Genomic DNA, 14,049 nt, shown 5'->3' with positions numbered 1-14,049 from the left:
CGCTGCCCCGGCTACCCTGCACGCATGGAACGCGAGCCCCCGCATCGCCCGCATGGCGCTGAACACCCTGCGCTGGATCGCGTCCGCCGCGAAGGCCGATGGTGGTGGCTGCAGGCACGCCATGCGCGGCGGGTCTGGCGCTGGGCGCTGGTCGCGGCGCTGGCGGTGTTCGTGCTGCTGGTGCTGCTGCGCAAGCCGCTGGCCGACTGGTTCTGGGATGAGCCGCAGATCGAACAGCTGCTGGTCGAAGGTGATCGTGCGCTCGCCGCCGGCCGGCTGAGTGCGGCCGACGGCAGCGGTGCGCGCGAGCGCTACCAGGCGGTGCTGGCACTGGATGGTGATCGGCCGCAGGCCCGCCAGGGCCTTGCACGAACCGCAGCGGCGGCCCTGCAGCAGGCCCGCGACAAGCTGCAGGGCGACGATCTTGAGGGCAGCGCGCAGTCACTGGCGCTGGCCCGCGAGCTGCAGGTGCCGCAGGGCGACGCCGACGCCGTTGCCCGGCAACTGCAGGCGCGGCGTAGTGCCGGCGCCGGTATCGGCGCGTTGCTGGCCCAAGCCCGCAACGCGTTCGCAGCCGGCCGGCTGGACGATGGCGACAGCAGTGCGTTGCCGCTGTTCCAGCGCATCCTGGCACTGCAGCCGGACAACCTGCCTGCACTGGAGGGTCGCGAGGACGCACTGAGCGATCTGCTGCAGCACGCGCGCACGCTGGCCGGACGCGGGGAACTGGCTGAAGCCGCTGCGACGTTGCAGCGCGCGCGACTGTTCGACGCAGGCCACGCCGATCTGCCCGCCAGCCAGGAGGCGCTGGCACGGGCGGTCGATGAGCGCTTGCGGCAGGCGCAGCGCGCACTGCAGCGACAGCAGCTGGAGAGTGCCGCAAAGGGGTTCCTGGCCGTGCTGGCGGTGGCGCCGGATGATCCCACTGCCCAGCGGGGCCGCGAGCAGGTGCTGCAGGCGGTACTGGCGCGAAGCCAGGTCCAGGCCGACGATTTCCAGTTCGAGGCGGCGCAGCGTGATGCCGCGCTGGCGGAAGCACTGAGCGCTTCGCTGGCGGCACAACAGCAACTGGCGCAGCGCCTGCAGCGTGCACGGCAGGCCCGGGAGGCACTGCAGCAGCCCGCAGTGAGCAACGCGCAGCGTGAACGCGAGCTGCGCGATCACCTGCGCCGGATCGAACGCGCAGAGCGCGCAGGCCAGTGGATCAGCCCGCCGGGACACAGCGCATTTGATGCCCTGCGCGAAGCTCAGGCGCTGGCACCGCGCGATTCACGGGTGAAGGCCGCTGCCGCGCGCCTGTTGCCTGCCAGTCGCCGTTGCTTCGACGACAACCTGCGGCAGAACCGGGTGCAGGCTGCAGGTGCCTGCCTGCAGGCCTGGCAGACGCTGGCTCCCACTGCCGGGGGCCTGCCCGCGGCCCGCCAGCGCCTCGCCCAGCGTTGGCTGGCGATCGGCAGCGAGCGACTGGGCAATGGCGATGTTGCCTTTGCCGAACGTGCGCTCCAGCAGGCGGGCGAACTTGGCGTTGGCACTTCCAGCAGCGAGTACCAGCAGCTGCGGCAGCGCCTGCGCGACATCGGGGTGTCGTCGCCCTGAGCCCGCCACTGCCGCAGGGACCGCTATAGTAGCCCCCCTCGCAACATCCCCACGGAGTGCCGATGACCGTCCTTGTTTCCGGAGCCACCAGCCAGATCGGCCGGTTCCTGCTGCCACGCCTGGTGCAGGCGCATGGGCGGGTACAGGCAGTGAGCCGGCAACCGCAACCGGTACAGGACGGCGTGCAGTGGCTGTGCGGGGACCTGGCGGCTGCGCTGGACAGCGTGCCGTCTCCGGACTGGCAGGCCATCGCCAGCTTCGGCCCCCTTGAAGCATTGGCGCAGTGGTTGTCGCGGCAGACGGCAGCTCCGGCGCGGCAGGTCATCGCCACCAGTTCGATGAGCGTGTTGAGCAAGCAGAATTCCGAGCAGGCCGATGAGCAGGACGTCGTGGCGATGCTGCAGCGGGGCGAAGCGGGCTTGATCGCACAGGCCGAGCGACTTGGCATGGCGTGGACGATCCTGCGGCCAACCCTGATCTATGGGGCCGGCATCGACCGCAGCATCACCCCGATCGTGCAGCGTGCACTGCGTCTGCGCCTGTTTCCTATACCGCTGGTGGGAGGCCTGCGCCAACCGGTGCATGCCGACGATATCGCCCGCGCCGTGGTGGCCTGCATCGCCACCGGAGCAGCGTCGGCGCGCGTGCTGGAAATCGGCGGTGGCGAGCGCCTGCCGTACCACGTGATGTTCCGCCGCGTGCACGCCAGCCTGGCACAGCCAACATTGGCGCTGCCGTTGCCGGGCGCTGCACTGCGAGGCCTCGCTGCGGTGCTGCCGCGAGCGCGTGGTCCGGTGTCACGCCTGCAGCAGGATCTGATTGCGGACAACGGCCCGCTTCAGGCGCTGCTGGGCGTACATCCGCGGCCGTTCCAGCCTGACGCGAACACATGGCGACCGATGAGCGCGGCCCAGGCCCTGCAGCGGATCGCTGCGTATCCCGGCAACGGCTAGCCAGCCACCGTATCCATCCGCCAAGTGGGGGCTCTGCTACCATCCCCCGGCCCCTGTTTCCGCGAGTACGTTCGATGCCTGACGCGCCATCCCGATCGGCCCCTGCCGAGCGCATTGGCGTCGCGCTGTGCACCTACAACGGTGCGCGCTACCTGCAGGCGCAGCTGGACAGCATCCTGGACCAGGATCTTCCGGTGAACGAAGTCATGATCGGCGATGACGGTTCCAGCGACCAGACGCTACCGCTGCTGCGGGCCTTCGTACCGCGCGCACAGGCGCTGGGCATCCGTGTCGAGATCGTCCAGCACGCGCGCAATCTCGGCTATGTGCGCAATTTCGCCGACGCACTGATGCGTTGCCAGGCCGACATCCTGTTCCTTTGCGACCAGGATGATGTCTGGCATCCGGGGCGTGTCCGCAGCTACGTGGAGCGCTTCCACGCCGACCCGGGCCTGTTGCTGCTGCACAGCGATGCGCGGCTGGTGGACGCGCAGGGCGCGCCGCTGGGCCACCAGCTGCTGGAGGTACTGGTGGTCCATCCGGCCGAGGTCGAGCTGGAACGCTCGGGCCTTGCGATCGACGCGATCCTGCTGCGCAACTTCATCACCGGTGCCACCTGTGCGCTGCGCCGTAGGCTGCTGGCCGAATCGCTGCCGGTCCCGCCGGGCTGGAGCCACGACGAATGGTTGGCGGTCCACGCATCGCTGCGTGGAGGATTGGACATGCTGGCCGAACCGACCATCGACTACCGGCAGCATGGCAACAACCAGATCGGAGCCAGTCGCCGCGGTTTCCTGCAACGCCTGCGCCATCTCGATCTGTTCGATTCGCAGGCACGCCAGCGCACTGCCGGGCGCCTGCTTGCCCTGGCCGATCTGCTGGGGCAGCGCGGCGTGGTGGTGGCGCCGGAGCGCTTCCAGGGACTTCACGCGCTCGCCTGGCGCATGGCCTGGTCGCGACTGCAGCTGTATCGCCGCGCGGACGTGCCGGCAGGCTGGATCGCCCATGATGCGCCGCGGTTGATCGCACGCCTGGCCAACGTCTGCCTGGCGGGGGGCGGCTGGAAAGGGGGCTGGGCGGCGCTTGCGGGCGCCTGGGCCGGGTGGCGGGCGCCGCGCGCTGCTTGAACTGCAGTGAAACCGCGGTCCATCGCCTGCCAGCCACCGCAGTGCCTGCGTTAGACTCGCCAGACCCTACCTGCCTGCATCCCCGTGCCCCGACGCTACGATTCCGACGACATCGACGATTTCGACGACGACCAGCAGGACGACAGCCCGCTGTGGCGGCGTCGCCTGATCACCTGGAGCATGGCTGCGGTCGCGTTGGGATTGGGCTTCCTGATCCCTTATACGCTGTACCTGAACCAACAGGTGACCCAGCGCTTCGGCGAACTTCGCTGGCAGATTCCGACCCGGGTGTACGCCCGCCCGCTGGTGCTCACGCCGGGCAAGGCGATGGACGCGGCGACCCTGAAGACCGAGCTCGCCGCATCCGCCTACCGCGATGACGGGCAGGGCAAGGAGCCGGCCACCTATGCGGCGAACGGCGGGCGCTTCGTCATTTCCAGCCGTGGCTACAACGATGTGGATGGCCGCGTCGCACCGCGCCGGCTGGAACTGTCGCTGGCCGACGGTGCGGTCGCCTCGCTGCGTGACGCCGACAACCGCAAGGCGCTGAAGGCTGCGCGCCTGGACCCGGCACGTATTGCCACCCTGTACGGGCAGAAGCAGGAAGAACGCCGCCTGATCCGCATGGACGAGGCGCCGGACCTGCTGGTGACCGGCCTGCAGGCGGTGGAGGACAAGGACTTCAACCGCCACCACGGCATCGATCTGTCCGGCATTGCGCGCGCGGTGTGGGTGACGATCCGCTCCGGTGGCCAGAGTCGCCAGGGTGCTTCCACGCTGACCCAGCAGCTGGCTCGCAGCGGTCTGCTCGGGATCGGCAAGGAACAGACGGTCACCCGCAAATTCAACGAAGTGCTGTACGCGCTGATCATGGAAGCGCGCTACGACAAGCGCACCATTTTCGAGGCCTATCTCAACCAGGTGTACCTGGGCCAGCGTGGCAGCCAGGCCATCCACGGCATGTCTTCCGGCGCCGAGTTCTGGTTCGGCCGTGACCTGCAGTCGCTGGAAACCGAGCAGATCGCGCTGCTGATCGGCCTGGTCAAGGGTCCGTCCTTCTACGACCCGCGGCGCAATCCGGAACGCGCGCTGGATCGCCGCAATTTCGTGCTGGGCAAGCTGCACGAGGCGACGCTGATCGACGATGCCGAGTACCAGCGTGCGCTGAAAGCGCCGCTGGGCGTGCCCAAGACGCCGGGCCTGGTGGCGGCCAACCGCTTCCCGGCCTATGTGGACCTGGTTCGCCGCCAGCTCGGCCATGACTATCCGGAATCGGCGCTGCAGGGCGCCGGCCTGAGCGTGATGACAGGCATGTCACCGTCCGCGCAGGCCTATGCCGAAGGCGCGGTGACCCGCACCATCAAGTCGCTGGAAAGCAAGCGCCGTCCCGAACTGCAGGCCGGCATGGTGCTGACCGACGTGCACAACGGTGACGTGCTGGCGGTGATCGGCAGCCGTGAAGTGTCCGAGGTGGGCTTCAACCGCGCGATCGAAGCACAGCGCCCGGTCGGCTCGCTGCTCAAGCCGTTCGTCTACCTGCTGGCGCTGGCGCAGCCGGATCGTTACTCGCTGGCCAGCTGGGTCGATGATTCACCGGTGACCGTGCAGCTCGGCCGCGGCCGCAACTGGAACCCCGGCAACGCGGACAACCGCAGCCACGGTACAGTGCGCCTGATCGATGCGTTGGCGCATTCCTACAACCAGGCCACGGTGCGCGTGGGCATGCAGGTTGGTCCCGAGCGCGTGACCCAGCTGATCCATGTGCTGGCGGGCATCAAGGCTGAGGCCAACCCTGCAGTGATCCTCGGCTCGACCGACCAGAGCCCGTACGCGATGGCGCAGCTGTACCAGTTCCTGGCGTCCGGTGGCGAGATCCAGCCGCTGCACGCGGTGCGTGGCGTGCTCGATCCGCAGGGCAAGCTGCTCAAGCGTTACGACAAGACCCCGGCACCGGCGCAGGAGGGCGACTCGATTGCCGCCAACCTGATCAGCGTGGGCCTGCAGCAGGTGGTTGCCAGCGGTACCGCGCAGCGCCTCAACGCCGATGGCCTCAGCCGCCTGCAGCCCGCCGGCAAGACCGGTACCACCAACGATGGTCGCGACAGCTGGTATGCCGGTTACACCGGCGATCACCTGGCGGTGATCTGGATCGGCAACGACCAGAACGAGCAGGCCGGCCTGTACGGCGCCACTGGCGCGATGCGGGTCTGGTCGGGCATCTTCCAGCGCCTTCCCAGTGCGCCGCTGCGGGTCAGCAACAAGGGCCTGGATTGGCAGTCGGTGGCCGCCACCGGCCTCAACACGACCGATGAGGGCTGCCCGGGAGCGCGCCGCTTCCCGTTCGTGGTCGGCTATGCGCCGGCCTATGCGCCCTGCGCACCGGCGGTGTCGCCGGACGGGCAGGGCGAGGCCGAAGGCGAGGGTGGTGGCTGGCGCAGCTGGTTCGGCCTGGACCGCAAGCCGGACACCCCTGCCGAACCTGCCGCGGCGCCTGCCGCTGCCACTCCTCCTCCGAGCCGATGATGCCGATGAACATGCGATCCCTGCTGCAGCCCCTGGCCTTGACCGGCCTCAGCCTGGCCCTGGCCGCCTGCGTGACCAGTGCGCCGCCGGTGGTCAAGCCGGTCGATACCACGACGCCAGCGCAGCGCTTGGCCGCGGTGGACGCAGCCGCTGGCCCGGACGACAAGGAGCTTTCGGTGCAGCCGCTGCGTGATTCGCAGGTGGAAGACCTGCGGGTGACCGCGCAGGCGCAACGCCAGGCCAACGATCTGGCCGGTGCCGCCAGCAGCCTGGACCATGCGCTGGAGATCGTCGCTGGTGATCCGGCGGTGCTGCAGGAGCGCGCCGAGCTGGCGCTGCTGCAGGGGCAGTGGGCGCAGGCGGAGACGTTCGCACGCAAGGCGGTCGACCTGGGCTCGAAGACGGGGCCGCTGTGCCGCCGGCACTGGGCGACGATCGAGCAGTCGCGCCTGGCACGGGGCGAGAAGGAGAATGCGGTGTCGGCGCATGCGCAGCTGGAAGGCTGCACTGTGCCTGGGATCAAGCGGTACTAGGTTTCCTGCCAACGGCGCAGCCCCTCGTGGCTGGCTGTTTGGCCGCGTGAAGCAAAAGCCGCGCTTGGCCGGGCGGGGTGGGTTCGCGGGGGACGCCGTGAACCCATCCATGGGGGCTTGGCCGCGGCATCCATGCCGCGGACACCCCCGCGAACCCACCCCGCCCGACCTCTGACAATTTCCGTGTGCGGCCAGCCACGGAGAAGAAAAAGAAAATCAAAAGCGGGTCGCGCGCTGCGCGCTCTCGCAGTAATCCATCTTCTTTTCCCGTTCCTGCCACAGCTCCTGAGCTGCCAGTCGAGCAAGCTCGACGCTACGAAGCGCGTCCCTCCGTCACCGGGAAACTGTCGAGGGTGGGGCGGGAGGGGCAGGCAGGACCGTTGGCGCCATGGATGGCGCCATCGAGCCCCCAGGGATGGGTTTACGGCGTGTCCTGCCTGCCCCTCCCGACCCGCCCAGCATGTAGAAACCCAGAGCCATGAACCAAGCTGTTGCCGTTGCTTTTGCTGGTGCCCTGGCTTGAAACGGGTGCCGGGCAGCGCCCGGCCGGGTATCCTTTCCCTCTGATGTCCGACCTTGTCCATGCCAGCCGCGAAGCCCTCAGCGACGGCGGCGCGCTCGCCTCGCACCTGGACGCCTTCGTCCCGCGCCCGGCCCAGCTGCGCCTGACCGAAGCCATCGCCGATGCGATGCAGCAGCGTGATCTGCTGCTGGCCGAGGCCGGTACCGGCACCGGCAAGACCTTCGCCTATCTGGTGCCGGTGCTGCTGTCGGGGTTGCGCACCATCATCTCCACCGGTACCCGCGCGCTGCAGGACCAGCTCTACCACCGCGATCTGCCGCGCGTGCGCCAGGCGCTCGGTGTCGGCCTGCGCAGCGCGCTGTTGAAGGGACGTTCGAACTACCTGTGCCGTTACCGTCTGCAGCAGGCACGCGGCGAGCCGCGGTTCTCCAGCCGTGAACAAGCGGCGCAGTTCCAGCGCATCCTGGCCTGGTCCGGTCGCTCGGAGTTCGGCGACGTCGCCGAGCTCGACGGGCTGGCCGACGATTCACCGCTGCTGCCGATGGTCACCTCCACTGTCGACAACTGCCTGGGCACCGATTGCCCGTTCTGGGACGACTGCTTCGTGGTGCGTGCGCGACAGCGCGCACAGGCCGCCGACGTGGTGGTGGTCAACCATCACCTGCTGCTGGCCGACCTGGCGTTGAAGCAGGACGGTTTCGGTGAACTGCTGCCGGGTGCGCAGGCCTTCGTCATCGACGAGGCGCACCAGTTGCCCGAGCTGGCTGCGCAGTTCTTCGGCGAAGGCTTTGGCATGCGCCCGTGGCAGGAACTGGGTCGCGACTGCCTGGCCGAAGCGCGTGGCGTAGGAGGGGCGCAGTCGGCGTTGCAGGAACCGGTCGACCAGTTGCAGCAGTCGCTGTTGGCGTTGCGCTCGTCGATGGGAGGGCTGCCGCCGCGTGGCACGCAATGGCGAGCGCTGGCGATGCCACAGGTGCGCGACGGATTCGACATGGTGATGGCAGCCTTGGTGGCGCTGGAACAGGCGCTGGAACAGGCGCTGCAGCCGCTGCGCGAAGCGGCGGCGGGCCTGGATGCCTGCCATGCCCGGGCGCGCGAGGCGGTCTCGCGGCTCAGTCGCTGGCTGGGCGATGATGAGCCCACCCTCGATTTCGATACCGATCCGGTGGAGACCGCCAGCGCCGCCGATGTGCTCTGGTACGAGCTCACGCCGCGTGGTTTCCGCTGCCAGCGCACGCCGATGGATGTGTCCGGCCCGTTGCGCGAGCATCGCGAACGCAGTCGCGCCGCATGGATCTTCACCTCGGCGACGCTGACCGTCGGCGGCGGATTCGATCACATCGCCACGCGCCTGGGCCTGGACGATCCACATACGCTGGTCCAGCCAAGCCCCTTCAATTGGCCCGAGCAGGCGTTGTGCTACCTGCCCGAAGGCCTGCCCGATCCGGCCGCACGTGGTTTCGGAACCGCGCTCATCCAGACCCTGCGGCCGGTGCTGCAGGCCTCGCAGGGCAGGGCGTTCCTGCTGTTCGCTTCGCATCGCGCCCTGCGTGAGGCTGCCGAGGCACTGCGCGATGGGCCATGGCCGTTGTTCGTGCAGGGCGAGGCGCCGCGCGCGACGCTGCTGCAACGCTTCCGCGAATCGGGCAATGGTGTGCTGCTGGGCTCGGCCAGTTTCCGCGAGGGCGTGGACGTGGTCGGCGAAGCGCTGAGCGTGGTGATGATCGACAAGCTGCCCTTTGCCGCCCCGGACGACCCGGTCTACGAGGCGCGGCTGGAGGCGATCCGCAGCCAGGGCGGCAACCCGTTCCGTGATGAACAGCTGCCGCAGGCGGTGATCGCATTGAAGCAGGGGGTCGGCCGCCTGATCCGCAGCGAGAGCGACCGCGGCGTGCTGGTGCTGTGCGACCCGCGCCTGCTCAACCGGGGTTACGGCCGGGTTTTCCTCGATTCACTGCCACCGTTCCGCCGTACCCGCAGCCTGGCCGATGTGCAGGCCTTCTTTACGCCACAATGGGCGCCCGTGGCCGATGATGCCGTTCCAGCCACCGCCCCTCCGGTGGGCCCGGAACCGGCGCCCGGCGCCACGTTCCCCCTGTTCTGACCTGATCCGATGAAACTGCTCGCCTTTGAAACCGCCACCGAAGCCTGTTCCGTTGCCCTGCATGTCGATGGGCAGGTGCTGGAACGCTTCGAGATTGCCCCGCGCCGGCATGCCGAACTGAGCCTGCCGTGGGCCGAGGCACTGCTGGCCGAGGCCGGCATCAGCCGTCGCCAGCTGGACGGCATCGCGCTCAGCCGCGGTCCTGGTGCTTTCACCGGCGTGCGCCTGGCGATCGCCATCGCGCAGGGCATCGCACTGGCGCTGGATCGTCCGCTGCTGCCGGTCTCGACGCTGCAGGTGCTGGCGCTGCGGGCACCAGCGGAAGAAACGCAGATCCTGTCGGCGATCGACGCACGGATGGGGGAGTTGTACGTTGCGCGCTTCGAGCGTGTTGACGGCCTGCCGGTCGCGCGCGATGGCGAGCGCGTGTGCGCACCCACTGCGGTGGCGTTGCCGGAAGGTTTGTCGGCCTACGGCGTCGGCACTGGCTTTGGCGCGGCCGACGGCGCGCTGGTGGCGGAGTTGGCCAGCGGCCTTCGCGGATTCGATGCCACGGCATTGCCGCGGGCGTCGGACGTGCTGGCACTGGCGGTGCCGGCCTTCGCGCGTGGCGAGGCGATTGCGCCGGAAAAGGTCGAGCCCGCGTACCTGCGTGACAACGTGGCACTGACCCTGGTGGAGCAGCAGGCCGCGCGCGAGGCGAAGGCGAAGGCCAACGGCTGAGCCCCTCGTGGCGGGGTTGGTTGGTCGTGTAAATCAAAAGCCGCGCTTGGCCGGGCGGGGTGGGTTCGCGGGGGACGCCGTGAACCCCCAGACCGGCCCAGCCGCTGGCGGCTGTGCGTTCGGGCGCTTGCGAAGCAGTGCTTCGCAACCAAAGCGCCCTCACCCCTGGGGGCTTGGCCGCGGCATCCATGCCGCCGACACCCCCGCGAACCCACCCCGCCCGGCCTCGGACAGTTTCCGTGCGCGTCCGCCACGGAAAATCAAAAAGAAAATCAAAGTCAAAAGCGGATCGCTTCGCTCGCATCCACGCATGGCGCGGATGTGTGTCGACCAAGGTCGACACCTACCAAAAGCGATGATGCGCCGCGATCTGTCGGAGGTGGGGCGGTGTCGGGTGGCGGGGTATCCGCGGCATGGATGCCGCGGCTAAGCCTACAGGGACGTACTTGCGGCGTCCCCGCCGCCCGACACCGCCCCGCCAAGCCTCAGTACACCGACCGCCGCTGTTGCCGTTGCTGTTGCCGTTGCTCCAGCCTTGCAGCGGGCCCCGGGCCGCAGGCCCGGGCAACAAACCCCTACCGGTCGTCGTGCAGGGTGCCGCCCGGCAGGAACACCCAGGTACGGGTCACCTGCAGGATATCGATCTCGTCCTCGGTCTTCGGCAACGGCGGGAACGGCTGCGCCAGCTGCACCACCCGCAGCGCTGCCTCATCCAGCAACGGCGTACCGCTCGAACGCAGGATCCGGCTGCTCTCCACGCTGCCATCGCGGCGCACGCCCACGCTGATCACCACCTGGCCGCCGAGGCGGCGCTGCCTGGCCTCATCCGGGTAATTCAGGTTGCCTACCTTCTCCGCACGGTCGACCCAGGCGCGCAGGTAATTGGCGTAGGCATACTCACGCGTGCTGGCCGACACGAACTTGCGGTTCGGGCGCTTGGCGTACTGCGCCGAGCGCAGGTGCACTTCGGCAGCCAGCCGTGCCATCTCCACGTCGCGCTGTTCGCGCGCACTCAAGGGCGCATCCGGTTCGGGCTGATCCGGCGTGGGGCGGGCCTGCGCCTGCGCTACCACCTCTTCGCCATTGCGGCTGCTGACCACCCGTGCCTGCGGCGGCGGAACCGGCGCAGCCGATTGCTGCTGCTGCGGCACAGGGCTCAGCCCTGACTGGGCCTGCGGCACGATGCCGGCCTGGTTGTCGCGCGGACGCTGCGCGCGGTCGTGCTCGCCACCACCTTCCTGGTTGGCCGCAGCCAGGAAATCGGCCTGTTTCGGGGTCAGCGCGGTGCGGGTCTGGCTGAAGATCACTTCCAGCGTCGGCACCAGCGGCGCATCGCCCTTCACGGCGAAGCCCACGCCCAGGATCAGCAGGGCGTGGACCAGCACAGACAGCGCGATGGTCGCCCCCAGCCGTTGCGCTTCGCGCGGTGGCGGGGGCAGGACGGCAGGTGCGGAGGGCATCAGCGCAGGCCGGCCTCGAGCGCGTCGAACAGGGTGCCGGCGATGTTCAGGCCGTACTGTGCGTCCAGTTCGCGCACGCAGGTCGGGCTGGTCACGTTGACCTCGGTCAGGTAGTCGCCGATCACGTCCAGGCCGACGAAGCGCATGCCACGACGCTTCATTTCCGGGCCCACCTGGGCAGCGATCCAGCGGTCGCGCTCGCTCAGCGGGCGGCCTTCGCCGCGACCGCCGGCGGCGAGGTTGCCGCGGAATTCATCGCCCTGCGGGATGCGCGCCAGGCAGTAGTCGACGGGCTCGCCATCGACCAGCAGGATGCGCTTGTCGCCGGCGGTGATGTCGGGAATGAATTTCTGCGCCAGCGCCATCCTGTGGCCGCCGTCGGTCAGCGTTTCCAGGATCACGTTCAGGTTCGGATCGCCCTGGCCGCTGCGGAAGATCGAGCGGCCGCCCATGCCGTCCAGCGGCTTCAGCACGGCCTGGCCATGCTCCAGCGCGAAGGCCTTCAACGCCTTGGCGTCGCGGCTGACCAGGGTGGGCGGGCAGCACTGCGGGAACAGCAGGGCGGCCAGCTTCTCGTTGTAGTCGCGCAGGCCCTGCGGGTTGTTGACCACGCAGGCGCCGGCAGCTGCGGCCACGTCCAGCACCTGGGTGTCATAGATGTACTCGGCGTCGACCGGTGGGTCCTTGCGCATCAGCACGATCTGGCCGGGGCCGAATTCGGTGCGGCTGAATGCGCCCAGCTCATACCAGCCGGCCGGGTCGTCGCGCACCTGCAATGGCGCGGTCTGGGCCACCGCCACGCCGCCCTCCAGGGCCAGGCCGCCCGGACGCACGTAGTGCAGGGCATGGCCGCGGCGCTGGGCTTCCAGCAGCATGGCGAAGGTGGTGTCCTTGGCGATCTTGATGTGGGCGATGGGGTCCATCACCACGATGACGTTCAACGGCATGGGCGCACCTGTCAGGCAAGGCGTTGATGGTAGCGGCAACGCCGGTCGCGCGCCTCCCCGCCGTACTGCAACGCTGCGTCCGCCGGGCGCTCGCGCAGTCATTGCGAAACCCGTCACGTTCAGGAGGCCTCCATGCCCCACGCCGTGGGGCGGCCTTGAAGCGGGCGCGGAAAGTGCGATATAGATACGCTTTCGTAGCGGCCCCCGCCAGAGATCGGGCCGTGCGCTTGGGGATAGGCAATGACTGAAAACACGACTGCGGGCGGGGAACTCGCAGGACTCCGGGTGATGGTCATCGATGATTCGAAGACCATCCGCAGGACTGCGGAAACGCTGCTCAAGCGCGAAGGCTGCGAGGTGGTCACCGCCACCGACGGCTTCGAAGCGCTTGCGAAGATCGCAGACCAGCAACCGCAGATCATCTTCGTCGACATCATGATGCCGCGCCTGGACGGGTACCAGACCTGCGCGCTGATCAAGGGCAACCAGCTGTTCAAGGCGACCCCGGTCATCATGCTCTCGTCCAAGGATGGGCTGTTCGACAAGGCGCGGGGACGCATCGTCGGCTCGGAGCAATACCTGACGAAGCCTTTCACGCGTGAAGAACTGCTGGGTGCCATCCGCACATACGTCAACGCCTGACCAGGGGGGAAAGGCACAATGGCTCGTATCGTTCTGATCGAGGATTCACCGACCGACCGCGCGGTGTTCACCCAGTGGCTGCGCCGTGCCGGCCACGAGGTGCTGGAAGCGGACAACGCCGAGGATGGACTGCAGCTGGTGCGTGACCAGGCGCCACAGCTGGTGCTGATGGACGTGGTCCTGCCCGGCATGAGCGGCTTCCAGGCGACCCGGGCGATGGCCCGTGACGCAGCGATCAAGCACATCCCGGTGATCATCGTCAGCACCAAGGCGATGGAAACCGACAAGGCCTGGGGCCTGCGCCAGGGCGCGGCCGACTACATCGTCAAGCCGCCGCGCGAGGATGAACTGATCGCGCGGATCAACGAGCTGGTGGCCTGATGCGCTCGCCCTTCGACATCCTCGAAGCCTACGAACGGCGCAGCCTGGCCCACGCGGTGCAGCTGCCCGAGCGGCAGTTCGCGCAGGACCTCTGGCGTGGCGTGGGTTACCGCGTCGGCCAGCGTCGGCTGGTGTCCGATTTCCGCGAAGTGGTGGAAATCGTGCCGATGCCGCCGGTCACCCCGGTGCCGTGCGCACAGCCGTGGCTGCTGGGCGTGGGCAACCTGCGCGGTAACCTGTTCCCGGTGGTCGACCTGAAGTACTTCCTGGAAGGCACGCGTACCGTGCAGCAGGAAGGCCAGCGCGTGCTGATCATGCGCCAGGCCGGCGGCGACGTCGCGCTGACCATCGATGAACTGTTCGGCCAGCGCAGCTTCGAACTGGACCAGCAGATCGAAGCCGGCATGCTGGCCGAAGGGCGCTACGGCCATTTCGTCGATCGCGCCTTCCACGCCGACGGCCATGACTGGGGCGTGTTCTCGCTCTCGCTGCTGTCGCGCACCCCTGAATTCCGGCAAGCCGCGGCCTGAGGCCGGG

General features: G+C 68.8%; 12 protein-coding genes. 10 read left to right on the top strand and 2 right to left on the bottom strand.

Translation table 11 applies throughout. From position 1 onward, the window contains the following. Nucleotides 1-24: 24 nt before the first annotated feature. The 7 genes from ACZK0Z_RS17590 to tsaB all read left to right on the top strand — a co-directional run bounded on the left by ACZK0Z_RS17590 (nt 25) and on the right by tsaB (nt 10,082). The gene (locus ACZK0Z_RS17590; protein ID WP_100443657.1) at nt 25-1,596 is read left to right on the top strand and encodes a tetratricopeptide repeat protein; all 1,572 of its coding nucleotides are present in this window, start codon (nt 25-27) and stop codon (nt 1,594-1,596) included. A 62-nt stretch (nt 1,597-1,658) separates the two neighbouring features. After that, a complete protein-coding gene (locus ACZK0Z_RS17585) occupies nt 1,659-2,549 on the top strand; it encodes an NAD-dependent epimerase/dehydratase family protein (RefSeq protein ID WP_049430081.1) in 891 nt (296 codons plus the stop codon). Between the two features lie 74 nt (nt 2,550-2,623). Then, nucleotides 2,624-3,676 carry a glycosyltransferase family 2 protein gene (locus ACZK0Z_RS17580; RefSeq protein ID WP_049430082.1) on the top strand — a complete coding sequence of 351 codons (1,053 nt, stop codon included), beginning with the start codon at nt 2,624-2,626 and terminating at the stop codon, nt 3,674-3,676. An 84-nt stretch (nt 3,677-3,760) separates the two neighbouring features. Further along, nucleotides 3,761-6,199: a penicillin-binding protein 1B gene (gene mrcB / locus ACZK0Z_RS17575; protein WP_197620740.1), complete on the top strand. Its 2,439-nt coding sequence runs from the start codon at nt 3,761-3,763 to the stop codon at nt 6,197-6,199. Next, nucleotides 6,196-6,732, top strand: coding sequence for a hypothetical protein (locus ACZK0Z_RS17570; protein WP_049430084.1), 537 nt, complete (start codon nt 6,196-6,198; stop codon nt 6,730-6,732). Before mrcB ends, ACZK0Z_RS17570 begins: the two co-directional genes overlap by 4 nt. 566 nt (nt 6,733-7,298) lie before the next feature. After that, complete coding sequence (locus ACZK0Z_RS17565) at nt 7,299-9,359, top strand: DNA repair helicase YoaA (RefSeq protein WP_197633806.1); 2,061 nt, start codon at nt 7,299-7,301, stop codon at nt 9,357-9,359. A 9-nt stretch (nt 9,360-9,368) separates the two neighbouring features. Further along, nucleotides 9,369-10,082, top strand: a complete 714-nt coding sequence (gene tsaB, locus ACZK0Z_RS17560) for a tRNA (adenosine(37)-N6)-threonylcarbamoyltransferase complex dimerization subunit type 1 TsaB (RefSeq protein ID WP_049427805.1) — start codon at nt 9,369-9,371, stop codon at nt 10,080-10,082. Nucleotides 10,083-10,657: 575 nt separating this feature from the next. Here tsaB and ACZK0Z_RS17555 read toward each other — a convergent pair. Further along, the gene (locus tag ACZK0Z_RS17555; RefSeq protein ID WP_049431798.1) at nt 10,658-11,542 is read right to left on the bottom strand and encodes an energy transducer TonB; all 885 of its coding nucleotides are present in this window, start codon (nt 11,540-11,542) and stop codon (nt 10,658-10,660) included. Next, nucleotides 11,542-12,489, bottom strand: a complete 948-nt coding sequence (gshB, locus tag ACZK0Z_RS17550) for a glutathione synthase (RefSeq protein ID WP_012511876.1) — start codon at nt 12,487-12,489, stop codon at nt 11,542-11,544. The genes ACZK0Z_RS17555 and gshB overlap by 1 nt, the downstream gene beginning before the upstream one ends. Before the next feature lie 240 nt (nt 12,490-12,729). On the opposite strand from gshB, the gene pilG reads away from it, so the two are divergent. Genes pilG through ACZK0Z_RS17535 form a run of 3 tightly spaced genes read left to right on the top strand, consistent with a single transcriptional unit; the run spans nt 12,730 to nt 14,042 of the window. Further along, nucleotides 12,730-13,131 (top strand): twitching motility response regulator PilG, encoded by a 402-nt coding sequence (gene pilG, locus ACZK0Z_RS17545; protein WP_005418455.1) that lies wholly within the window; start codon nt 12,730-12,732, stop codon nt 13,129-13,131. An 18-nt stretch (nt 13,132-13,149) separates the two neighbouring features. Then, the gene (locus tag ACZK0Z_RS17540) at nt 13,150-13,512 is read left to right on the top strand and encodes a response regulator transcription factor (RefSeq protein ID WP_014648093.1); all 363 of its coding nucleotides are present in this window, start codon (nt 13,150-13,152) and stop codon (nt 13,510-13,512) included. Then, nucleotides 13,512-14,042: a chemotaxis protein CheW gene (locus tag ACZK0Z_RS17535; RefSeq protein ID WP_049431795.1), complete on the top strand. Its 531-nt coding sequence runs from the start codon at nt 13,512-13,514 to the stop codon at nt 14,040-14,042. Before ACZK0Z_RS17540 ends, ACZK0Z_RS17535 begins: the two co-directional genes overlap by 1 nt. Nucleotides 14,043-14,049 lie beyond the last annotated feature (7 nt).

It is taken from the genome of Stenotrophomonas sp. 116085_Sma (assembly GCF_056479585.1).
Note: the sequence above shows the minus strand (reverse complement) of the source record. Positions and strands in the feature narration are given on the sequence as shown.